The organism is Allosphingosinicella sp. (assembly GCF_036387615.1).
Classification (GTDB): domain Bacteria; phylum Pseudomonadota; class Alphaproteobacteria; order Sphingomonadales; family Sphingomonadaceae; genus Allosphingosinicella.
The window spans coordinates 86,533-108,903 of sequence record NZ_DASVTH010000025.1; the positions used below are offsets into that span (position 1 = coordinate 86,533).

Sequence of the window (22,371 nt, forward strand, 5' to 3'; positions counted from 1 at the left end):
GCGGAGAGCCGCTGGCCGGTGCGTCTCAGAAGAGAGCTGCGGCGGCGTTCTGCGTCGCGGCGCCGAGATAGGGTATTGTGAGATAGCCGAGCGGCGAGACGAACACGGCCGCCGCGGCGATCATCGCGCCGTTAATGCGATCGCGGCCGGGCTCGAATGCCGGCGCAGGATCGTCGAAGTACATCGTCTTGATGATCTTCAGATAATAAAAGGCACCGATAACTGATGTGGCGATGCCGACGGCCGCGAGCCAGGTGAGGTCCGCCTTCACGGCCGCGTTGAAGACCAGGAACTTGGGCCAGAAGCCGAACAAGGGCGGGATGCCGGCCAGGCTGAACATGAACATCGCCAGCGCCGCCGCGAGGCCGGGCCGGGTCCGCGACAGGCCGGATAGAGACTCGATCGTCTCGACCGGGCGCCCCTGCTCGTCCCGCATCTGCAGCACGCAAAGGAAGGACCCCACCGTCATCACAACGTAAACGGCCATGTAGAAGAGCACGGATGCGACGCCGTCGCGGTTTGCGGCGGCGAGGCCGATCAGCGCGAACCCTACATTGTTGATCGAGCTGTAGGCGAGCAGGCGCTTGATGTTGCGCTGACCGATTGCAGCGACCCCGCCGAGCACGGTAGAAGCGAGCGCGGAGAAGATCACGATCTGGCGCCATTCGAACGTCGCCGGACCCATGCCTTCGATCGCGACGCGCACCATCAGGCACATCGCGGCGACCTTCGGAGCGGATGCGAAGAAGGCAGCAACTGGTGTCGGCGCGCCTTCGTAAACGTCCGGCGTCCACATGTGGAACGGCACGGCCGAGATCTTGAAGGCGAGGCCGGCCAGGACGAAAACGAGTCCGAACAGCTCGCCGGTCGAGACCCCGTCCCTGCCAAGAGCCTGGTTCACTTCGCCGAACAGGGTTGATCCGGTAAAGCCGTAGAGCAAGGAGATGCCGTAGAGCAGGATGCCCGAGGCGAGCGCGCCGAGCACGAAATATTTGAGGCCCGCCTCGGCCGAGCGCGTGTCGCGGCGCTGGAACGATGCAAGCACGTAGGAGCTCAAACTAAGCAGTTCGAGGCCGACATAGAGGGTCAGGAGGTCGCCGGCCGAGACCATCATGCCCATGCCGACCGACGAGAGCAGGACCAGCACCGGATATTCGGTGCGGAACGTCCCGTCGCGCGCGAACCAGCCATTGGCGGCCAGCAGCGAGGCGGCAGCGGCGATGTAGATCAGGATCTTGGAGAAGGCCGCGAAGCTGTCGGCGATGTAGAGCCCGTCGAAGCCTACCCCGCCGGCATTGGTGACGCCGGGCATGGTGATCGCCGCAACCGCCAGGAAGCCGACCGCCATCCAGGTCGCGATCTTCGACACGCGGTCGCCGGAATAAGCGGCCAACATCATCACGAACAGCGCCCCGAGCGTCAGCACGATCTCCGGCAGGGTGAGGAGGAGCGACCGGGTCATCAATGCGCGCCTTCCGCGGCCTGGGGCACGGTTCCGTCAGCCTCGACGGCCTTCGGAGCGGGATTGCTGTTCCTCACCAGGCGTGGATCGCTGGGCGGGCTCACACGATCGATGCGGGCGAGCAGCACGCTCACATCCTGGCGCATCGGCGCCAAGAAGCTTTCGGGATAGATGCCCATCCAGAGCACGACCGCGGCGATGGTGCCCAGCATGGCAAGCTCTCGCCTGTTCAAGTCCGGCATGGCGGCCACGTCGGGCTTGACGAGCTTGCCGTAGGCAACGCGCCAATAAAGGTAGAGCATGTAAGCCGCGCCCAGGATGATGCCTGTGGTCGCGACCAGAGCCACCCAGGTGTTCGCCTCGAACGCACCCATCAAGCTCAGGAATTCGCCGACGAAACCTGCCGTGCCGGGAAGCCCGATCGACCCCATCGTGAACAGCAGGAACAGCAATGCATAGACCGGCATATTGTCGGACAAGCCGCCGTAGCGCTCGATCTCGCGGGTGTGGAGGCGATCGTAGATGACGCCAACGCACAGGAACAAGGCCCCGGAGATCAGGCCGTGGCTCAGCATCACCATCAGCCCGCCCTCCAGGCCCTGCCGGTTGAACGCGAACAGGCCGATGGTGACGAACGCCATGTGGGCGACGGACGAATAAGCGATCAGCTTCTTCATGTCCTTCTGCACCAGCGCGACCAGCGACGTGTAGACGATGGCGACCATGCTCAGCCCCATCACCAGCCAGAAGAGCTGGGCCGAGGCCTCGGGGAACATGGGCAGGGAAAAGCGGATGAAGCCGTAGCCGCCCATCTTGAGCAGCACGCCGGCCAGGATCACCGAGCCCGCGGTCGGCGCCTGGACGTGCGCGTCCGGCAGCCAGGTGTGAACCGGCCACATCGGCATCTTGACCGCGAAGGAGGCGAAGAAGGCGAGCCACAGCCAAGTCTGCGCTTCCGGCGGAAAGTCGGTCGCGAGCAGGCGCGGGATGCTGGTGGTCCCGGCGAAGTTCACCATCCACAGCATCGCGACCAGCATCAGCACCGAGCCGAGCAGGGTGTAGAGGAAGAATTTGTACGACGCGTAGATCCGCTCGGCGCCGCCCCAGATGCCGATGATCAGGTACATCGGGATGAGGCCGGCTTCGAAGAAGATGTAGAACAGGAAGATGTCCTGCGCCGCGAAGACGCCGATCATCAGCGTCTCCATCAGCAGGAACGACGCCATATATTCGGGGATGCGGTGCTCGATCGAGGACCAGCTCGCCGCGATGCAGATCGGCATCAGGAAGACGGACAGCAGGATCAGCATCAAGGCGATGCCGTCTATGCCGAGCGCCCAGGAGAAGGCGCCAAAGCTGAGGCCATTCTCGACGAATTGCCATTGCTGGCCACCGATATCGTAAGCGGCCCAGAGCAGGATGCCGAGCGCAAGGATCGCCAGCGTCGCGCCGAGCGCGAGCCAGCGCGCGCCGTTGTTGGACAGGAACAGGCAAGCGCCCGCCGCGACCAGCGGAACGGCGAGCATCAGCGTCAAAATGGGGAAGCCGAGCTGGTTCACCGTGCCATCGCCCAGGTGGCGGCGGCGGCCAGGCCGAGGAGCATCACGAGCGCGTAAGTGTAGATGTATCCGGATTGCAGCCGGGCGGTGAGCTTGTTGCCGCCCGCAATCACCGCCGCGGCGCCGTTCGGGCCGAAGCGATCGATGACCTTCTCATCGCCGCCCTTCCAGAACAGCCGCCCGAAAGCAAAGGCGGGGACCACGAACAGGTAGTGGTAGAGCTCGTCGAAATACCATTTGTTGAGCAAGAAGGCGTGCAGAACGCGGAACTGCTCGACGAAGCGGCCCGGAATGTCGGTGCGGCGGATATATGCCTGCAGCGCGATCAGAAAACCGAAGATCATCACCGCGGCCGGGGCGAGCTTCACCCAAAGCGGCGCGTGGTGGATTTCCTCCATCAAATGCGCGTCGAAGGCGAGGCTCCCCGCCCAGAAGCGGGCGCCGTCGACGGCTTCGATGAAGGGGTGATGGAAGGCCATGCCGGCGAAGATCGCGCCGATCGCGAGCAGCCCGAGTGGTACCAGCATGGTCCACGGGCTCTCGTGCGGATGGTAGCCGGCGGTGCCTTCCGGCAGGCGCCGCGCACTGGGAATTTCGCCGTGGGGATCGTCACCCGAATGCTCCTGGGCAGGATCATTGTCGTGGTGCCCGTGCCCGTGCGCGTCGTGGACGGCATGCTGGATATGCTCAGACGCGGCCCAGCGCGGCTTGCCGAAGAAGGTCAGGAAAATCAGCCGCCACGAATAGAAGCTGGTCAGCAAAGCCGCAAAGATGCCGACCGCGAAGGCAAATCCGCTCGTGCTTGTTCCGGCCATATAGGCGCTCTCGATGATGGCATCCTTGGAATAGAAGCCCGCGAAGCCGAACACGCCGAGCACGCCGACGCCGGTAATCGCGAGCGTACCCGCGACCATCGCCCAGAAGGTGAGCGGGATCGACTTCCGCAGGCCGCCATAGAAGCGCATGTCCTGCTCGTGATGCATGGCGTGGATCACCGAGCCCGCGCCGAGGAACAGCAAAGCCTTGAAGAAGGCGTGCGTGAACAGGTGGAACATCGCCGCCGAATAGGCGCCCACGCCCGCCGCGAAGAACATGTAGCCCAGCTGCGAACAGGTCGAATAGGCAATCACGCGCTTGATGTCGTTCTGCACGGTTCCCACCGTCGCCGCGAACAGGGCCGTCGCAGCCCCGACAAACGTGACGACGCCGAGTGCAGTCGGGCTGACTTCGAACATCGGCGACAAGCGGCAGACCATGAACACGCCAGCCGTGACCATCGTAGCGGCGTGGATCAGCGCGGACACCGGCGTCGGGCCCTCCATCGCGTCCGGGAGCCAGGTGTGGAGGCCGAGCTGCGCCGACTTGCCCATCGCGCCCACGAACAGGAGCAGGCAAAGCGTGGTCATCACGTCGACGCGGTCGCCGAGGAACCCGAAGGTTGCGCCCGCCATGGACGGGGCGGCTTCGAGGATGGCCGGGATGGAGACGGTGCCGAACACCAGGAACGTGCCGAAGATGCCGAGGCTAAACCCGAAATCGCCAACGCGGTTGACGACGAAGGCCTTGAGCGCGGCGGCGTTGGCGGACGGCTTGTGGTACCAGAAGCCGATCAGCAGGTAGGAGGCGAGGCCCACCCCTTCCCAGCCGAAGAACATCTGGACGAGGTTGTCGGCCGTCACCAGCATCAGCATCGCGAAGGTGAACAGCGAAAGATAAGCGAAGAAACGCGGCTGGTCCGGATCCTCCTCCATATAGCCCCAGGAGTAGAGGTGGACGAGCGCCGACACGGTAGTGATCACCACCAGCATCACGGCCGTCAGCGCATCCACCCGCAACGCCCAATCGACGCGCAGCCCCTGCCCCGTCGCCGGGTCGATCGAGTGAATCCAATCGAGCACCGGCGCGACATGCGCCTGCTCCGTACCCGCGATGAAGCCGAGGAAGATCGGCCATGACAGGATGCAGGAGGCGAACAAGGCAGCGGTGGTGATCAGCTTGGCCGCAAGGCTGCCGATCGCGCGGTTGCCAAGCCCGGCGATGATGGCCGCCGCGAGCGGCAGGAAGACAATGAGCTGGATCAACCCGTCAGCCCTTCATCTGATTGATATCGTCGACCGCGATCGTGCCGCGGCCGCGGAAGTAGATGACGAGGATGGCGAGGCCGATCGCCGCCTCGCCCGCCGCCACCGTCAGCACGAACATGGCGAACACCTGCCCGACCATGTCGCCGAGATAGGCGGAGAAAGCGACCAGGTTGATGTTCACGGCGAGCAGGATCAGTTCGATCGCCATCAGGATGACGATGATGTTCTTGCGGTTGAGGAAGATGCCGAACACGCCGAGCACGAACAGGATCGCGCTGACGACAAGGTAATGACCAAGCCCGATCACAGCGTGACGCCCTCCCCGACAGGCTGAGAGATGTTGCGGGTCGCGTCCTCCGGCCGGCGCTGGATCTGGCGCGAGACGTTCTGCGGGCGTACGCCGCTGCGGGTGCGATGGGTGAGCACGATGGCACCGATCATCGCGACGAGCAGGACCAGCCCCGCGCCTTCGAAGATATAGAGGTAGCGGGTGTAGAGCACGGTGCCGAGCGACTGGATGTTCGGCACGCGCGGATCGACCGGCGCAGCCTTGGCTGCAAGCTCGATCGAGCCGGCATTCCACGCGGCGATCGCGAACACGATCTCGGCGAGCAGCACGATCGCCAGCAACGCGCCGAACGGCAGGTAGCGCGCGAAACCGGCCCGCATCGAGGCGGTATCGACGTCGAGCATCATCACCACGAACAGGAACAGCACCGCAACCGCGCCGACATAGACGATGACCAGAAGCATCGCGATGAACTCGGCGCCGAGCAGCAGGAACAGGCCGGCCGCGTTGAAGAAGGCGAGGATCAGCCACAGCACACTGTGGACCGGGTTGCGACTGGCGATTGTCAGCACCGCCGAGGCGACGACCACCGTCGCGAACAGGTAGAAAGCGGCTGCCTGGATCACCGAGATCCTCCCCGGCACAGCGAGGGGGGCCGCGAAGCGGTGGAGGGGGTCTGGAGACCCGCAGTGCGAATGGAGGGCCCCCTCCACCACGCTACGCGCGGTCCCCCTCCCCGTCCCGGGGAGGATTCAAGCTCCGATTCAGACATTGCGGGTGCGCTTAGCGGTAGGGTGCATCGGCGGCAAGGTTGGCGGCGAGGACCCGCTCCCACTTGTCGCCATTATCCAAGAGCTTCTGCTTGTCGTAGATCAGCTCCTCGCGGGTCTCGACGGAGAAGTCCATGTTCGGCCCCTCGACGATCGCGTCCACCGGGCATGCTTCCTGGCAAAAGCCGCAATAGATGCACTTCGTCATGTCGATGTCGTAGCGGGTGGTGCGGCGGCTGCCGTCCTCGCGCGGCTCGGACTCGATCACGATGCAATTGGCCGGGCAGACCGCCTCGCACAGCTTGCACGCGATGCAGCGCTCCTCGCCGTTCGGGTAGCGCCGCAGGGCATGCTCGCCGCGGAAACGAGGACTTAGCGGTGTTTTCTCATACGGATAGTTTAGTGTCGCCTTGGGCTTGAAGAAGTATTTCAGCGTCAAAGCGTGCGCCTTCACGAACTCCCAGAGGAAGAAGGACTTGATCCAGTGCTTGATCATGAGGGTGCTCCGGCCCGACGCTGGCCGTGTGAAAGATTGAGGAAGGCGCTGCGGCAGCTCGGCAGGTAGCGGTCGGCCTGGGTATCGGTGATCACGCCGGCAATGGTCGCCTCGTCGGTCGGGCATTGCTCCTTCGTCAGCATAAGATAGCCGGAGACGAGGAACACCCAGATGAGCGAAATCGGGAGGAATATCTTCCAGCCGAGCCGCATCAGCTGATCATAGCGGAAGCGCGGCACCGTCGCCTTTACCCAGCTGAAGATGAAGAAGAAGATGAAGATCTTCGCGAACAGCCAGAAGATGCCCGGCACGACGTAGAGCGGCGCCCAGTCGATCGGCGGCAGCCAGCCGCCCCAGAACAGGGTCGCGTTAAGCGCGCACATCAAGAGCACGTTGCCATATTCGCCGAGCCAGAAGAGCGCGAAGCTCATCGAGCTGTACTCAGTCTGGAAGCCTGCGACGAGCTCGGACTCCGCTTCGGTGAGGTCGAACGGCGCACGCGCCGTCTCGGCGAGGGCGGAGATGAAGAAGATTACGCTCATCGGAAACAGCAGGGGATTGAAGCCGAAGCCGTTCAAAAAGGCGACGTGGCTGCGCTGCGAATCGATGATGCCCTGCAGGTTGAACGTGCCCGACCAGAGGATGATGGCGATCAGCACGAAGCCGACCGAGACTTCGTAGCTCACCATCTGCGCGGCCGCCCGAAGCGCGGAATAGAAGGGATATTTGGACGCCGACGACCAGCCGGCGATGATCACGCCGTAGACGCTCAAGGAAGAGACGGCGAGGATGTACAGCAGGCCGACATTGATGTTGGAAAGCACCATGTCCGGCCCGAACGGGATCACCGCCCAGGCGATCAGCGCCAGCGTGAAGGTGATGATCGGCGCGAGCAGGAACAGGCCGCGATTGGCCGAGGACGGGATGATGGTTTCCTTGAGGAAGACCTTCAATCCATCGGCGAAGCTCTGAAGCAGGCCGAACGGCCCGACCACATTCGGCCCGCGCCGCAGCGCCATCGCCGCCCACACCTTGCGATCCATGTAGATGATCATCGCGACGCTGAGCATCAACGGCAGCGCGATCATCAGGATGAGGATGGTGGTCGCGGTCAGCCAGCCGAAGCCGTACCCGAGCGTACCCTGGAACCATTCAGTCATTGCGCGTCCTGGATCTTATGCGGTCGCCATACTCACGCGCCCACTGCTCGTGGAGGCGTCGGGAGCGCTCCATATCCTCATCGGAAACCGTGTAGTAGGGGACAAGAGTTGGCCGCAGATGGGCCGTCTTCCGCTCTTCGTAAAGCCGGGGATTGCTGTCCATGAACTTCTCGATCTCGGCAGTCTCCCAGTTAGGAAAGCCGTCGGGGTACACGCCTATCACGAAACGGCTCCGCGATGTCGATTGAGCCCAAACGCTTGGAGGGTCACGCTGGCCAAGAGACTAAGGATCGCCAAAACATAGGGAAGAACGATCTCTAGATCGTCGACGATCGAACACGGGTAGCGCACCGTGTCTAAGTCAGGCGCGCTGTAGAAGACGCAAGGAATGCCGGTTAGGTCAGACATCCTGTATAACAGCCAGGCAAAACCGATCAGCCCGATACTGGTAAGGAGAAGGGCAACGCTAGCTACTCGCCGAGTCACTCCGCGGCCTCGGCAAAATCCTGGCCGTGGAGGATCTCGGCCGAGCAGCGCTGCATCGTCGGCGAGGCGCGCGCGATCGGGTTGGTCAGGTAGAAATCCTGGATTGGGTAGTGGATCGGCCCGCTGAGACTCGGCGCCGGACCCGGCATTGCGGGCAGCGGATCGAACGTGGTCAGGCCCGGTACGACGAGGTGCGTATGCTCGGCAGCCATAGCGCGCCGGAGCGCACTCAGGTCGTCGAACGGGAGTCGATGGCCGAGCACGTCGGACAGCGCGCGCAGGATCGTCCAGTCGACGCGGGCTTCGCCCGGCGGATCGACCGCGCGCTCGGACATCTGCACCCGGCCTTCCATATTGACGTAGGTGCCGTGCTTTTCCGTGTAGGCGGCGCCCGGCAAGATCACGTCCGCGACCTGCACACCGGCGTCGCCATGCGTCCCGATGTACACCGTGAACGTGTCGGCAAATGCGGAGAGGTCCGCCTCGTCCACGCCGAGCAGGAACAGCGCTTTCAGCTCCCCTGCCCTCGCCCGGATCGCGTGCAGGCCGCCTCCAGTTGCAAAGCCGAGATCGAGCGCGCCGACGCGCGAGGCGGCCGTGTGGAGCAAGTTGAAGCGGGCTCCGAGGAACGTCGCCAGTGTGCGCGTAGCTTGATAGGCGAGCGGGTGCTGAAGCGCGCCCGTGCCGACGATCACCGCCGAGGCGTCGGCCGCGGCCCGGAAGGCGTCGATCACGTCGCGGGGTACGCGCCCGAGAAGGGAAAGATCGTTGCCGAGTTCGGTCACGGGATAGGTGAGATCGACCGGCTCCCCGATCCGGAACACGCGCGCGCCGGCCTTCACGGCCTTGCGAATGCGGGTATTGACCAGCGGCGCTTCCCACCGCGGATTTGCGCCGACAAGGAGGATGGCTTTCGCCTCCTCGATGGCGGTAATGGTCGAATTGAAGCGATATGCCGTTGGACTCGACAGGTCGAACTGGGCCCCGTCCTGCCGGCATTCGTGCAGCTCCGAGCCGTAAGCACGGAGCAGCTGCTTCATCGCGTAGATCGACTCGACGTCCTGCAGATCGCCCGCGACCGCCGCGACCTGGTCTCCGCCCGCGCCGTCGAGACGCGCCGCGATAACTGCGAATGCTTCTTCCCAGCTCGCCGGCTGGAGCTTGCCGTCGCGGCGCACCCAAGGCCGGTCGAGGCGACGCCGGAGCAGGCCGTCACAGGCATGCCGGGTCTTGTCGCTGATCCACTCCTCGTTGACCTCGTCGTTGATGCGCGGCAGCACGCGCATCACCTCGCGCAGCCGCGCGTCGATCCGGATGTTGGAGCCGACCGCGTCCATGACATCGATTCCGGGATATTTGTTGAGCTCCCACGGCCGCGCCTCGAAGCTGTAGGGCTTGGAAACGAGCGCGCCGACCGGGCACAGATCGATGACGTTGCCGCTCAGCTCCGAAGTGACGGCGCCTTCGAGGTAGGAGGTAATCTCCATATTCTCGCCGCGACCAAGCGCGCCGATCTCCTCGACGCCGGCGACCTGCTCGGCGAAGCGCACACAGCGGGTGCACTGGATGCAGCGCGTCATCTGGGTCTTGACGATCGGACCCATATATTTCTCGGTCACCGCCCGCTTGTTCTCGGCAAAGCGCGAGTGGCCGCGGCCATAGGCCATCGCCTGGTCCTGCAGGTCGCATTCGCCGCCCTGGTCGCAGATCGGGCAGTCGAGCGGATGATTGATGAGCAGGAACTCCATCACCCCCTCACGCGCCTTTTTAACGAGCTCGGAGGTGGTGATGATTTCCTGATTGTCGGCGGCCGGCAACGCGCAGGACGCCTGCGGCTTGGGCGGCCCCGGCTTCACCTCGACCAGGCACATCCGGCAATTGCCGGCGATGGTGAGCCGCTCATGATAGCAGAATCGGGGGATTTCCTTGCCCGCAAGCTCGCACGCCTGCAACACGGTCGCGCCCTGCGGAACCTCGATCTCGACGCCGTCGACTCTCACCTTGGGCATCAGAGCGCGGTTCCAGCTGCACCTGCCCGCGCCGCGTAGGCCAGGCGGTAGTAATTGACGGCGATGGTGCCGCGCAGAGTCGTCCTGCCGAACCGCAAGCTCTCCCCTTCCCGAAGGCAAGTCCCCAGGGCAACGCGCAGAGCCCCGAAACGAACTGATTCTTCGGCGGAGTCCGGCGCAGTTTTCAGGAGCGCTCTCGCTTCGCCCGGCGCCGAACGAACCACGCATTCGCCGTACCTGGATATGTAAGCGATCGCGGCACCCTGCTTGTGGTCCTTCACCGCCGCCTCATACTTCCTTGCACTGAGCCTCTTCCCGTTCGCGCCGATTGGCTTCGGCAGCTCTCCGGGATCCCGATGATCCAGCCGCGGTACGGACTCGAACCGCAGCGCTTCGGACGTTGAAAACTCATGGCTGACCAGCGCATCGGCGAGCGCATAGCGATAAAGATCGCCGCTGAAGCTCATCTTGGTGCTCCGGCGCGTCTGCTTCGCCAGGCAGTCGCCCGCGATCAGCTGTGGATATGTACGGAGAATGACGCTGTTGTCGACATTCCTTACCAGCGCTTCTGAAGCCCTGCGGGCCTGACGCGCAACGGCGCATTGTGCATATGCGTGCATCAGTTTCCGCGTCTCCGCGGTCGAATACTCGAAATCCTGCGCCGCCCGCACCGGCTGAACGAGAGCGGGCGCGGCGAGCGCCAGGAGTGCGATGACCAGTCTCATTCCGCCGCCTCCAACTGCCGGCTCTGCTTTTCTATGATGCGCCGCTCGATCTCCGGGCGGAAATGGCGAATGAGTCCCTGAATAGGCCAGGCGGCCGCATCGCCCAGCGCGCAGATCGTGTGACCCTCGACCTGCTTGGTTACGTCCCACAGCATGTCGATCTCGCCGATCTCGGCATTGCCTTCGCGCAACCGTTCCATCACGCGCCACATCCAGCCGGTCCCCTCGCGGCAGGGAGTGCACTGGCCGCAGGACTCGTGCTTGTAGAAGTAGCTGAGGCGCGCGATCGCCCGGACGATGTCGGTGGACTTGTCCATGACGATGATCGCCGCGGTGCCGAGGCCGGACTTGAGATCGCGGAGCGCATCGAAGTCCATCGGGCAATCGATGATCTCATTTGCGGGCACCAAAGGCACGGACGAGCCGCCGGGAATCACGGCAAGCAGATTGTCCCAGCCGCCGCGGATGCCGCCGCAATGCTTCTCGATCAGTTCGCGGAACGGGATGCTCATCGCCTCCTCGACCACGCAGGGCTTCTCGACATGGCCGCTGATCTGGAAAAGCTTGGTGCCCTCGTTCTTCGGCCGGCCGATGCCGGCGAACCAGGCCGCGCCGCGCCGCAGGATCGTTGGGACGACGGCGATGCTCTCGACATTGTTGACGGTGGTCGGGCAGCCGTAAAGGCCGGCCCCGGCCGGGAATGGCGGCTTCAGGCGCGGCAGCCCCTTCTTGCCCTCGAGGCTCTCCAGCATCGCGGTCTCTTCGCCGCAGATATAGGCGCCGGCGCCGCGGTGGACGAAGACGTCGAAATCGTATCCGGAACGGGCCGCGTTCTTGCCCAGTAGGCCGTAATCATAGGCCTCCTGCACCGCCGCGAAGAGCACTTCGGCCTCGCGGATATATTCGCCGCGAATGTAGATGTAGGCGGCGCGGGCGCGCATTGCGAAGCCGGCGATCAGCGCGCCTTCGATCAGCTTGTGCGGATCGTGCCGGATGATTTCGCGGTCCTTGCACGATCCGGGTTCGGACTCGTCCGCGTTGATGACCAGGAAGTTGGGTTTGCCGGGCTTGGGCTCCTTGGGCATGAAGCCCCACTTCATGCCGGTCGGGAAGCCAGCACCGCCGCGGCCGCGCAGACCCGACGCCTTGACCTCGTCGATGATCGCGTCCTGGCCAACCGCCATCAGCGCCTTGGTGTTGTCCCAATCCCCGCGCTTCTGCGCCGCTTTCAAACCCCAGGGCTGATAGCCGTAGAGGTTCGTGAAGATGCGGTCCTTGTCGGTGATGGAGGTGACGGTCACTTCCACAGCTCCCGATAATCACGATTCTCGCTCATCATCTCCGGCAGCGTCGTTGGTCCGCCCGCGGGGACGCTGGCCTGACGCCCGGTCTGTGAACCAGGGCGCGGCATCCGGCCGGCGGCAAGCGCGTCGATCACCGCTGTGGTGCTCTCGAACGTCAGGTCTTCATAATTATCGTCGTTGATCTGCACCATGGGCGCGTTGGCGCAGGCGCCGAGGCATTCGACTTCGCTCAAGGTGAACAGCCCGTCCTCCGTCGTCGCGCCCTTTTTCATGCCGCGCGCATAACAGGCCGCGAAAACATCGTCGGCACCCTGCAGCATGCACGGCGTCGTGCCGCACACCTGGAGATGGTAGCGGCCGACCGGGCGCATGTTGAACATGGTGTAGAAGGTCGCGACCTCGAGCACCCGAATGTAGGGCATCTTGAGGTAGCCCGCGACATATTCGATCACCGGGATCGGCAACCAACCTTGCGTCCGCGTCTCCGCTCCGACTTGGCGCTGAGCCATGTCGAGCAGCGGAATAACCGCGCTCTGCTGCCGTCCCGGCGGGTAGCGCGAGATGATCAGCCGCGCCTGCCGCTCATTCTCCGGCGACCAGGCAAACGCGCCCCAGCGCGCGCGCACTTCGCTCATGTCGAGGCTGTTGGGGAGGATGTCAGCCATTCGCGGGGCGCCTCCGTTTCACGAGCCAGCGGACAAGATGCATCGCCTCAGCCAGAATAGCTCCCAGTCCTACACAGAAGACGACCACGCCATAGCCGAGCCCCGGGCTGTCCGGACTGTGATGCATTGACCTGAGCCAAAGAAGAACGGCCACCGCCCCAACGAAGAAGAAACCGCCGAAGAAGGGCGGAAGGAACGCGAACAGCAGCGCCGATCCCGCTACGATACCGCCGAAAAGGAGGAGATCGGGACTCACCGGTCCACCTCCCCGAACACGATGTCCATCGCGCCGAGAATGGCGGTGGCGTCGGCGAGCATGTGGCCCCTGGTCATGAAGTCCATCGCCTGGAGATGGCTGAAACCGGTCGGGCGGATCTTGACCCGGTACGGCTTATTGGTGCCATCCGAGACGAGGTAGATGCCGAACTCGCCCTTGGGGCTTTCGGTTGCGACATAGACTTCGCCGGCGGGGACATGGAAGCCCTCGGTGTAGAGCTTGAAGTGGTGGATGAGCGCTTCCATCGATTGCTTCATCTCACCGCGCTTGGGCGGAACCACCTTGCGGTCGAGCGAGGCGATCGGGCCTTCCGGCATCTGCTGGAGGCACTGCTTCATGATGCGAGCCGACTGCCGGACCTCTTCGACCCGCACCATCATGCGGTCGTAGCAATCCCCGTGCGTGCCGACCGGCACGTCGAACTCCATCCGGTCGTATACGTCGTACGGCTGCGACTTGCGAATGTCCCATGGAATTCCGGCCGCGCGGATCATCGGGCCGGAAAAGCCCCAGGCGATCGCGTCGTCACGGCTGACCGTGCCGATATCGACATTGCGCTGCTTGAAAATGCGGTTGTCAACGACGAGGCTCATTGCATCGTCGAACAAGCCGAACAGCCGATTGTCCATCCACTCGGCAATGTCGGTGAGGAGCTTCAGCGGCACGTCCTGATGAACGCCGCCTGGTCGGAAATAAGCCGCGTGCATCCGCGCGCCCGACGCCCGCTCGTAAAATTGCATGATGTCTTCGCGAAGCTCGAACAGCCACAGGTTCGGAGTCATCGCGCCGACGTCCATGACGTGGGAGCCGATGTTGAGCAGGTGGTTCTTGATGCGGGTCAGCTCAGCGAAAAAAACGCGCAGATATTGCGCCCGGATCGGCACTTCGAGATCGAGCAGCTTCTCGATGGCGAGCACATAGCTGTGCTCCATGCACATCGGCGAGACGTAATCGAGCCGATCCATGTAAGGGAGCGCCTGCAAGTACGTCTTGTACTCGCAGAATTTCTCGGTGCCGCGGTGAAGCAAGCCGACATGCGGATCGACACGCTCCACGATCTCGCCGTCCAGCTCGAGCACGAGGCGCAAAACGCCGTGCGCGGCCGGGTGCTGCGGGCCGAAGTTGATCGTGTAGTTGGCGATTTCGGACTGGGTGGCGCCGGAGCTGGCGGCCTCCTCTTCGGTCCAGATCTCCGTGGCGTTGGTGCTCATTTCTTCTCTCCCGCGCTGGCCGGAGTGGGGGCACCGGGCGCCTGGCCCTCGACCTTCTCGTCACCGGGCAGGATATATTGCGCGCCCTCCCAGGGGCTCAGGAAATCGAAGCTGCGGAAGTCCATGGCGAGCTTGACCGGCTCGTAGACCACCCTTTTCTGCTCCTCGGAGTAGCGCATCTCGACATAGCCGGAGAGCGGGAAATCCTTGCGCAGCGGATAGCCGCGGAATCCGTAGTCCGTAAGGATTCGACGCAGATCGTCGTTCCCGTCGAATAGCACGCCGAACAGGTCGAAGACTTCGCGCTCGAGCCATCCGGCGACCGGCCATAGCCCGGTGACCGAGGGGACCGGCTTCTCTTCGTCGGTCAGCACCCGGACACGGACACGGTGGTTCCGCGTCAGCGAGAGCAGGTGATAGACGACCTCGAAACGCTCCGGCCGCTGCGGGTAATCGACGCCGGCGATTTCCATCAGCTGCTGATATTCGAAGCGGTCGCGCAGCGTCCGGCAGACCTCGACGATGCTCTCGCGCGTGACCGTGATCGAGACCTCGCCGGCAGCGTCCTTGGCGTCCAGGAACGCGCCGCCGATCGCGGCCCTGACCTCGTCGATGATCCCCTCGCGCGGGGCGACACAGGGTGCGGAGCTGCGTGCCATGAGCTTAGCGCTCGATCGTGCCGATGCGGCGGATCTTCCGCTGCAGCTGCATGATGCCGTAGAGCAAGGCTTCGGCAGTGGGCGGACAACCCGGGACATAGATGTCGACCGGCACGATCCGATCACAGCCGCGCACCACGCTATAGCTGTAGTGATAGTAGCCGCCGCCATTCGCGCACGAGCCCATCGAGATGACGTAGCGCGGCTCCGACATCTGGTCGTAGACGCGGCGGAGCGCCGGGGCCATCTTGTTGCAGAGCGTGCCCGCGACGATCATCACGTCCGACTGTCTGGGGGATGCACGGGGTGCAACTCCAAACCTTTCAAGGTCGTAACGCGGCATGTTCACGTGAATCATCTCGACCGCGCAGCAGGCCAGGCCGAAGGTCATCCACCACAACGAGCCGGTCCTTGCCCACTGGAAGAGATCCTCGGTGGAGGTGACGAGGAAGCCCTTGTCCGCCACCTCACCCTGAAGCTGGTTGAAGAACTCGGGGTCCGGCTGCTGCAGGTCGGCAGGACGCTGATTCTCGTGCCGGGGATCGAGGATCACTCCCATTCGAGAGCTCCCTTCTTCCAGGCATAAACGAAGCCCAAGGTGAGCTCGACCAGGAAGATCATCATCGCGGCCCAACCGGCGATGCCGATTGACCCCAGCGAAACCGCCCACGGGAACAAGAAAGCAGCTTCCAGATCGAAGATGATGAACAGGATCGCCACCAGGTAGAAGCGCACGTCGAACTGCGAACGGCTGTCCTCGAAGGCCGGGAAGCCGCATTCATACTCGGCGAGCTTGTCGGGATACGGGTTGTTGGCCCCGGTCAGACGCGAGACCAGCATCGGCAGGAACACGAACGCCGTGGACAGCGCCAGCGCCACAGCGATGAACAGCATGATCGGCAGATATTCGGCGGCGGTGGACGCCATCGACAGGACTCCGGGAAGAGACGTTTCGCGCGGGCTTCTAGGCCAGCCGCCCCTCGACCGCAACCGCTCGGACAGAGCGGGATCGCGAACGGCAAGGCGGCTGCAGGGCGGATATGGCGGCTCGAAAGCCGGCTTTAAACCTGCCCAAAGCAAAGACTTACGCGAGAGTGAAGGACTGGCAGGTCAGACGTCTCCGATCAGGTGCAAGGTCACGTTGCCCGTCCCGCGCTCCAGCAACCCGATCTGATGAGCCGCTGCGGTCGACAGATCGATCGCTCGATCACCGTGAAAAGGACCACGATCGTTGATCCGGACAACCACAGTGCGGCCGCTCGACACTTCCGTAACCCGAACGAGACTGCCCAATGGCAGGGTCCGGTGCGCTGCCGTGAGAAGCGCTGGATCGAAGATTTCGCCGCTCGCCGTTGGCCGGCCGGCGAACCCGTCGCCATAATAGCTGGCCTCCACGGCTTCGGCGATGACGGCCCCTGGCGGTGTGGGGCTCGGCGCGGCTTGCTGCGATATCGCCGCGCGAGCTTGAGAGTCGATCGGGATGACGGTCGCCGACATGGCGATCGGCACCGCCAGCTTGGCAACCGGGATGCTCCCACCGCTCAACAGAGCGATGCCCGGGGTGGTGGCGAGCAGCGCTCGCTTGAGATGACGGCGCTGAACCCGCAGGCGCTTGAGCGCTCTTAGCCGCTTGAAGCGGCCCGATCCGGTGCGCGCACTTCCTGACATGCCGCTACAGCGAATTGGAAGCTCACTGCGCTCCGTCGCAATAGATCAACGGCCCGGGCGGCGAGCCGAAGCGAGCCGCTACTAGGTCCGGATCGCGCCCGCGACGAGCTTATGCAGCTTCGTCTGGAGCCCGTCATTGGCGGCGAGCACCTGTCCCGTTTCCAGTGCCCGGTCGGCGCCGCGGAAATCGGACACGAAGCCACCCGCTTCGCGGACCAGCAAGATGCCCGCCGCAATATCCCATTGCTGCAAGCCTTCTTCCCAAAAGCCGTCATACCGGCCGGCGGCAACCCAGGCGAGATCAAGCGCGGCGGAGCCGAACCGTCGGACGCCGGCCACTTCGGGCGAAACGGCATCCAGGATCTTCTGCCAGCGCTCCAGATCGCCATGCGCCTTGTGGGGTATTCCGGTCGCGATCAGCGCGTCGCCGAGGTCGCGGCGGGAGGACACGCGCAGCCTACGGTCACTGAGCCACGCGCCCCTGCCCTTCTCGGCCCAGAAGCTCTCGTCGGTGAGCGGCTGATAAACCAGCCCTTGCGTGATCTCCCCCCAGCCGCCGCTCCCCGGCTTCGGCTCCTGGACGGCAAGCGACATCGCGAAATGGGGGATGCCGTGCAGGAAGTTGGAGGTGCCATCGATCGGATCGATGATCCAGCGCGGCTTGACCGGATCGCCCGCGACCGTTCCACCTTCCTCAAGCAGGAAGCCCCAGTCCGGCCGCGCCTTGCGCAATTCCTCGACCAGCGTTTGCTCAGCGCGGCGATCGGCCATCGAGACGAAATCCGCCGGCCCTTTCCGGCTGACCTGCAACTGCTCGGTTTCCCCGAAATCACGGCGGATGCGCGGCGCCGCCTTGCGTGCGGCGCGCTCCATGACGGTGATCAGGCCTGAGTGGGCGACCATGCTCAGCCCTCGGCCTGTAGCGCGGTCGCAAATGCTTGGCCCGAGCGCAGCATGTCTAATTCAAGATTGTTCAGTTCAGTCGCCAACCGCTGCGCCTCCAAGTGCGGAAGCACCGGTCGACGTCCGGCCGCGTCGAGCAGGGTGGCAAGCCGATCGCCCCGACTCAGCATATCCTCGGTCAGCTGGCCTCCCGCAGCGAGGACGCGCGTCACCGATGAAGTTTCGTGCCCGGAGAGCCGGGTCAATATGACTCGATCCTCCTGCCAGGCCATCCGGGCTGCCGGGACGGCGGCCCGAGCGCGGCCGGCGAGCACGCGCATCGTGTTGCCGACGGGCAACCCGGCAGCGGTTGGCACCGCTACCAACAAGCCTTTCGCCGCCTCCGCCAGCACGATCCGCAGCTCCATCGCACGCCGCACGAAAGCAAGCCGCGAGGCCGATTGCTGCAGGCGGAGCATCAGGATACTCGCATCCATCAGCGAGCCGCCGCCAGTGCGCACACGGGCCAGCAATCCGGGTAGAGCGGCGCGATCGCCGGCCGCCATCGCGTCAATGAAGCGATTCAAGTCATCGACATAGGCGGTCGTTGCAGCAGCGAGCCGTCGCTGATCGGCGATGAAGCGCGCGGACGAGAAGCCCGTCTTGGCCTCAATCTCCGGAGGCAGTGGGTGGAGACCGTCGAGCTTCGCATTCACGCCGGCGTAGGCGGAGCGAATCTGCTCCCCGCACGGGCGAACCTTGACCATTGCCGCGCGCGCCGAGGCCGAGTCCCGCATCGATGCCAGTGCCGCGTTCATCGCCGGCGCGCACCGTGCCGCCACGATATTGGGCTCACTCACCGCTTCGATAAAACCGGCCGCCCACGCTCCGACCTCGGCAGCCGGATCGTAGGCCGGTTGCGCGAGCGCAGCCGCCTGAGCCAGCAAGACAGGTGCAAGCAGGAGCCGCCAAGCGAGCATCAATCAGCGCGCCTCACGTACGTCTGCTCATAAACATCGACGACGATCTTAGTGCCGGCGCCGATATGCGGCGGGACCATCACTCGCACTCCGTTCTCGAGAATGGCGGGCTTGTAGCTGGACGAAGCGGTCTGCCCCTTCACCACCGCGTCAGCCTCGATGATCATCGCCTCGATCGTGTCGGGCAACTGCACGGAGATCGGCCGCTCGTCATAAAGCTCCATCACCACGTCCATGCCGTCCTGAAGAAAGGCGGCGGCGTCGCCGAGCAGGTCGGCGGGTAGTGTGATCTGCTCGTAATTGTCCTTGTCCATGAAGGTCAGCATGTCGCCGTCGCGGAACAGGAACTGGAAATCCTTGGTGTCGAGCCGGACCCGCTCCACCGTCTCGGCCGAGCGAAAGCGGACGTTGTTCTTGCGGCCGTCGATGAGGTTCTTCATCTCGACCTGCATGTAGGCGCCGCCCTTGCCGGGCTGGGTGTGCTGGATCTTCACCGCGCGCCAGATGCCGCCTTCATATTCGATGATGTTGCCGGGACGAATGTCCACGCCGCTGATCTTCATGCCGTGTCTCTGAGAAGAATGAATGGGGGAGCCGCAGCGGCCTTAGCCGCCGCTCCGAAGCGGAGCAAGTCAGCCGCCGCGCGCCGCTTCGATGCGGACCAGAGCCTCGGGCCCAAACAACGGCGGGTCCGCGTCACCCGGAAGGGTCTCGAACACGCGAGAGTCGGCTGGCAGCACGATCCAGGGATGCTTGCTGCGAACGAAGAAATGCGCATCCGGCTCCATGTGCTCAGCTTCGTCCAGCGTCCCGGCACGCAGGAACAGGATGCGATCCCCGAACATGGGGTGCGTTGCCCAAAGGAGCACGCCGCAGGTCCCGCACCGCGTGGCACCGCCAGCGCCGCTCTCGACAGCATCGCTCCCTGAAAGAAGCTGCACATACTCCGCCTCGACCAGGGCGTTGAGAGCGAAAGCTGATCCGCTGAGCTTCTGGCAATCGCGGCAGTGACAGCAATTCACGGCAATGGGGCTGGCCTTCAGCCGGTAGCGGCTGCGGCCGCATTCGCATCCCCCTTCCTGGATCGTTGCCACCATGCTGCGCTCTCGGTTTTTGACAGACGACCGCAGTCAGCGCCCGTTCTTGCCGGCAAGCAGCGGATATGGATTGACCGGCCTGCCCTGATGCCATTTCTCACCGTCCGCCATACGGTTTATGGCGAAGTGAAGATGGGGGCCGTCCGGGTTGGAATTGCCGGTGACGCCGACCCGCCCGATCGGATCGCCGCGCTTGATCGCCTGCCCTTCCTTGAGGCCCGGGGCGTAATCCTGGAGATGAGCGTAGTAATAGAGCCACTTGCCGTCGTCGGAGCGTACATAAGCGGTTATCCCGCCACCCCCCTTGCTGTAGAAGAGTTTCTCCAGCCGGCCGGGCGCCGCCGCCACGACCGGGGTCCCGTGATCGGCCATGATGTCGATCGCATCATGCACGCGGCTGCCGCCGCCGCGCGACTGCTTGTAGGTGTCGGTCAGCTGATCGACCGTGATACCGGCAACGGGAACAGCGAGCCCGGACGGAGCGAGCGCGACTTCCTGCTTGGCGGTTGCCGCTGAGGCCTGCTTCTCCGCGGCTTCCGGCGCAGGCTCCACCTTGGCGTGCTGAGTGCTCTCGCCTCCGTAAGCATTGATCCAAAAGGCGCTGGTCAGCGCGCATACCAGTGTCGCGGTGACCAGGTTGCTGCCGATCAGCTTTAGCCTACCCATACGCGAAGCTTACACGGATCAGGCCTGGAAGACCACGGGCGTGCCGTTGCCGATCATCTGCGTCAGGCGCGCCGCGTCCCAATTAGTCAGCCGCACGCAGCCATGGCTCTCCGCCCGCTTGATCGTCTCCGGACTGTTCGTGCCGTGAATACCGATATGCTCCTTGCTGAGATCGATCCAGACCAGGCCGACCGGCCCGTTCGGGCCAGGCGGGAGCATCTGCTCCTTTTCCTTGTCGTCAACGTCCCAGAACAGCTTGGGCTGGTACTTGAACGGCGGGTTGTAGGACAGCGCGTTGACCTTCCAGTTGCCGAGCGGGAGCGGGTCCTTGTCGCTGCCGAGGGTCGCCGGAAACTGCGCCAGCAGGCGGCCGTCCTCGCCCAGCACCCGCACCACCTTGTCCGACTTGTCCACCACGACCCGGTCGGCCTTGGGCTGGGTGCCGTTGACGTTCAAGTCACTGAGCAGCTGGGCGACATCGGGCTTCACGTTCGAGTAGCTGCGCGAGGCCGGAAGCACGTTGGGCAGCCGAAGCACGGTGCCGGCGCGCAGGATCATGTCCGGGCGATTGAGGGCAATGATCGTTGCCGGCGTAGTGTGGAACTTCTCGGACAACTTCTCGAGCAGATTGCGGTAGGCGAGCCGCTCCATCTTGGCCTGCTGCTCGGGCTCCTTGGGGATGGGAGTGAAGGGCCCCTGCGCGTCGCTCTCCGCGATCCGAAGGGTCAGCGAGGAGGGCGCGCGGTCCTGCAGCAAGGCGGCGCGGGTGGGCCCGTCGAGCTGGCCGTTGACCTGGAGGCCGCGCGCTTCCTGGAAGCCCTTCAGGGCATATTGGAGCGAGGTGCCCGCCATGCCGTCGATCACTCCGGGCGAGAAGCCGGCCCGATCCAGCAGCACCTGGGCATGGAAGACCTGGCCGTCGAACTTGTCCTCGGCCGCAGCTCCGCCGGGCCGCGCCTGCGCAGCTCTGGGCTGAGCGCCCGCTTTGGCCGCCGGATCCTGCGCGACGGCTGCCCCGGCGACCGCCATCGCCATGCTGCCGAGAAGAAAGCCGTTCACGAGATGAGTTTTGTTCACGAGGTACGCTCCGCAACTGACTAGGGAATCGGAACCTCAAACGCGGCAGCCGAAACTTATTTCCACCGCCGCGGCTTTGATCGACGATGCACCCGAGGCACGCGATCCGGATCGGCTGTTCAGGCTGGACCTACCGGCACTGGCGGGGCCTCTTCTACCCGGACAAGCTCGCCCAGAAGCGGTGGTTCGATCATTATGCGGATACGTTCGGGACAGTGGAGCTCAACTCCAGCTTCTACCATCTGCCCAAGCCCGAGACGTTCGCGAAGTGGCAGGACCAGGCGCCGCCCGGCTTCCGCTATGCGGTCAAGGCGCCGCGCTTCATCACTCATATGAAGAAGCTCAGCGAATGCGCGGAGCCGGTGAAGGAGTTTCTCGGTCGGGCACGGAAGCTGGGGCCGACGCTCGGGCCGATCCTCTACCAGCTGCCACCCCGCTGGGTCTTCGATCGCGAGCGGGTAGAAGCCTTCCTTGCGCTGCTTCCGCCCGACCTCCATCACGTCTTCGAGTTTCGGGAACCGAGCTGGATCGAGCCGCAAATGTTGGAGCTGCTCGATGCGAGCGGCATCGGCTTTTGCGTCCACGACATGGCCGGGTCGACCACGCCGTTCTGGGCTTCGGGCCCGCTCGCCTATCTTCGCTTTCATGGCGGGGAAGGCAAATATTGGGGCCGATATCCCGACGAGCGCCTGCTTACGGCGAGCGACTGGATGGTGGGCCAGGCGCGTGCCGGCCGGGAAGTCTGGGCCTATTTCAACAACGACATCCACGCCCATGCGATCGACGATGCCCTGACCCTGCGGGCCATGGTGGCGCAGGCGCTGCGTTGAACGAGAAGTCTCGGC

The 22,371-nt window shown here is 64.2% G+C and carries 24 protein-coding genes and 1 pseudogene; 1 reads left to right on the forward strand and 24 read right to left on the reverse strand.

What is annotated here, in order from left to right:
- Window positions 1-25 precede the first annotated feature (25 nt).
- From nuoN to VF631_RS03865, 24 genes and pseudogenes are all read right to left on the reverse strand, one after another.
- Window positions 26-1,462, reverse strand: a complete 1,437-nt coding sequence (gene nuoN, locus VF631_RS03750) for an NADH-quinone oxidoreductase subunit NuoN (protein ID WP_431848930.1) — start codon at window positions 1,460-1,462, stop codon at window positions 26-28.
- A complete protein-coding gene (locus VF631_RS03755; protein WP_431848931.1) occupies window positions 1,462-2,988 on the reverse strand; it encodes an NADH-quinone oxidoreductase subunit M in 1,527 nt (508 codons plus the stop codon). Before VF631_RS03755 ends, nuoN begins: the two co-directional genes overlap by 1 nt.
- A 29-nt stretch (window positions 2,989-3,017) precedes the next feature.
- On the reverse strand, window positions 3,018-5,102 hold the full coding sequence (gene nuoL / locus VF631_RS03760; RefSeq protein WP_431848932.1) for an NADH-quinone oxidoreductase subunit L: 2,085 nt from the start codon (window positions 5,100-5,102) through the stop codon (window positions 3,018-3,020).
- A 4-nt stretch (window positions 5,103-5,106) separates the two neighbouring features.
- Window positions 5,107-5,412 (reverse strand): NADH-quinone oxidoreductase subunit NuoK, encoded by a 306-nt coding sequence (gene nuoK, locus VF631_RS03765; protein WP_431848933.1) that lies wholly within the window; start codon window positions 5,410-5,412, stop codon window positions 5,107-5,109.
- The gene (locus VF631_RS03770; RefSeq protein WP_431848934.1) at window positions 5,409-6,020 is read right to left on the reverse strand and encodes an NADH-quinone oxidoreductase subunit J; all 612 of its coding nucleotides are present in this window, start codon (window positions 6,018-6,020) and stop codon (window positions 5,409-5,411) included. The genes nuoK and VF631_RS03770 overlap by 4 nt, the downstream gene beginning before the upstream one ends.
- Before the next feature lie 157 nt (window positions 6,021-6,177).
- Window positions 6,178-6,660, reverse strand: a complete 483-nt coding sequence (gene nuoI / locus VF631_RS03775) for an NADH-quinone oxidoreductase subunit NuoI (protein WP_431848935.1) — start codon at window positions 6,658-6,660, stop codon at window positions 6,178-6,180.
- Window positions 6,657-7,820, reverse strand: a complete 1,164-nt coding sequence (gene nuoH, locus VF631_RS03780) for an NADH-quinone oxidoreductase subunit NuoH (protein WP_431848936.1) — start codon at window positions 7,818-7,820, stop codon at window positions 6,657-6,659. The genes nuoI and nuoH overlap by 4 nt, the downstream gene beginning before the upstream one ends.
- Complete coding sequence (locus VF631_RS03785) at window positions 7,813-8,043, reverse strand: hypothetical protein (RefSeq protein ID WP_431848937.1); 231 nt, start codon at window positions 8,041-8,043, stop codon at window positions 7,813-7,815. The genes nuoH and VF631_RS03785 overlap by 8 nt, the downstream gene beginning before the upstream one ends.
- Before the next feature lie 259 nt (window positions 8,044-8,302).
- Window positions 8,303-10,315, reverse strand: a complete 2,013-nt coding sequence (gene nuoG / locus VF631_RS03790; protein ID WP_431848938.1) for an NADH-quinone oxidoreductase subunit NuoG — start codon at window positions 10,313-10,315, stop codon at window positions 8,303-8,305.
- Entirely contained in the window at window positions 10,315-11,040 is a 726-nt protein-coding gene (locus VF631_RS03795) for a hypothetical protein (RefSeq protein ID WP_431848939.1), read from the reverse strand. The genes nuoG and VF631_RS03795 overlap by 1 nt, the downstream gene beginning before the upstream one ends.
- The gene (gene nuoF / locus VF631_RS03800) at window positions 11,037-12,341 is read right to left on the reverse strand and encodes an NADH-quinone oxidoreductase subunit NuoF (RefSeq protein ID WP_431848940.1); all 1,305 of its coding nucleotides are present in this window, start codon (window positions 12,339-12,341) and stop codon (window positions 11,037-11,039) included. The genes VF631_RS03795 and nuoF overlap by 4 nt, the downstream gene beginning before the upstream one ends.
- Window positions 12,338-13,009: an NADH-quinone oxidoreductase subunit NuoE gene (nuoE, locus tag VF631_RS03805; protein WP_431848941.1), complete on the reverse strand. Its 672-nt coding sequence runs from the start codon at window positions 13,007-13,009 to the stop codon at window positions 12,338-12,340. Before nuoE ends, nuoF begins: the two co-directional genes overlap by 4 nt.
- A complete protein-coding gene (locus VF631_RS03810; protein WP_431848942.1) occupies window positions 13,002-13,265 on the reverse strand; it encodes a hypothetical protein in 264 nt (87 codons plus the stop codon). The genes nuoE and VF631_RS03810 overlap by 8 nt, the downstream gene beginning before the upstream one ends.
- Window positions 13,262-14,497 (reverse strand): NADH-quinone oxidoreductase subunit D, encoded by a 1,236-nt coding sequence (locus VF631_RS03815; RefSeq protein ID WP_431848943.1) that lies wholly within the window; start codon window positions 14,495-14,497, stop codon window positions 13,262-13,264. Before VF631_RS03815 ends, VF631_RS03810 begins: the two co-directional genes overlap by 4 nt.
- Before the next feature lie 11 nt (window positions 14,498-14,508).
- Window positions 14,509-15,156, reverse strand: a pseudogene (locus VF631_RS03820) (NADH-quinone oxidoreductase subunit C); the annotation flags it as partial.
- 4 nt (window positions 15,157-15,160) lie between these two features.
- Window positions 15,161-15,715 carry a NuoB/complex I 20 kDa subunit family protein gene (locus VF631_RS03825; RefSeq protein WP_431848944.1) on the reverse strand — a complete coding sequence of 185 codons (555 nt, stop codon included), beginning with the start codon at window positions 15,713-15,715 and terminating at the stop codon, window positions 15,161-15,163.
- Complete coding sequence (gene ndhC / locus VF631_RS03830; RefSeq protein ID WP_431848945.1) at window positions 15,706-16,083, reverse strand: NADH-quinone oxidoreductase subunit A; 378 nt, start codon at window positions 16,081-16,083, stop codon at window positions 15,706-15,708. The genes VF631_RS03825 and ndhC overlap by 10 nt, the downstream gene beginning before the upstream one ends.
- 183 nt (window positions 16,084-16,266) lie before the next feature.
- Window positions 16,267-16,824, reverse strand: coding sequence for a septal ring lytic transglycosylase RlpA family protein (locus VF631_RS03835; protein WP_431848946.1), 558 nt, complete (start codon window positions 16,822-16,824; stop codon window positions 16,267-16,269).
- A gap of 81 nt (window positions 16,825-16,905) precedes the next feature.
- The gene (locus VF631_RS03840) at window positions 16,906-17,727 is read right to left on the reverse strand and encodes an inositol monophosphatase family protein (protein ID WP_431848947.1); all 822 of its coding nucleotides are present in this window, start codon (window positions 17,725-17,727) and stop codon (window positions 16,906-16,908) included.
- A 2-nt stretch (window positions 17,728-17,729) separates the two neighbouring features.
- Window positions 17,730-18,653: a hypothetical protein gene (locus tag VF631_RS03845; protein WP_431848948.1), complete on the reverse strand. Its 924-nt coding sequence runs from the start codon at window positions 18,651-18,653 to the stop codon at window positions 17,730-17,732.
- A gap of 32 nt (window positions 18,654-18,685) precedes the next feature.
- Window positions 18,686-19,249 carry an elongation factor P gene (gene efp / locus VF631_RS03850; RefSeq protein ID WP_431848949.1) on the reverse strand — a complete coding sequence of 188 codons (564 nt, stop codon included), beginning with the start codon at window positions 19,247-19,249 and terminating at the stop codon, window positions 18,686-18,688.
- Window positions 19,250-19,318: 69 nt separating this feature from the next.
- Complete coding sequence (locus VF631_RS03855; RefSeq protein WP_431848950.1) at window positions 19,319-19,783, reverse strand: GFA family protein; 465 nt, start codon at window positions 19,781-19,783, stop codon at window positions 19,319-19,321.
- 33 nt (window positions 19,784-19,816) lie between these two features.
- Entirely contained in the window at window positions 19,817-20,449 is a 633-nt protein-coding gene (locus VF631_RS03860; protein ID WP_431848951.1) for a M23 family metallopeptidase, read from the reverse strand.
- An 18-nt stretch (window positions 20,450-20,467) separates the two neighbouring features.
- On the reverse strand, window positions 20,468-21,526 hold the full coding sequence (locus VF631_RS03865) for a L,D-transpeptidase family protein (protein WP_431848952.1): 1,059 nt from the start codon (window positions 21,524-21,526) through the stop codon (window positions 20,468-20,470).
- An 86-nt stretch (window positions 21,527-21,612) separates the two neighbouring features.
- Here VF631_RS03865 and VF631_RS03870 point away from each other — a divergent pair, with 86 nt between their 5' ends.
- Window positions 21,613-22,356, forward strand: coding sequence for a DUF72 domain-containing protein (locus tag VF631_RS03870; protein WP_431848953.1), 744 nt, complete (start codon window positions 21,613-21,615; stop codon window positions 22,354-22,356).
- Window positions 22,357-22,371 lie beyond the last annotated feature (15 nt).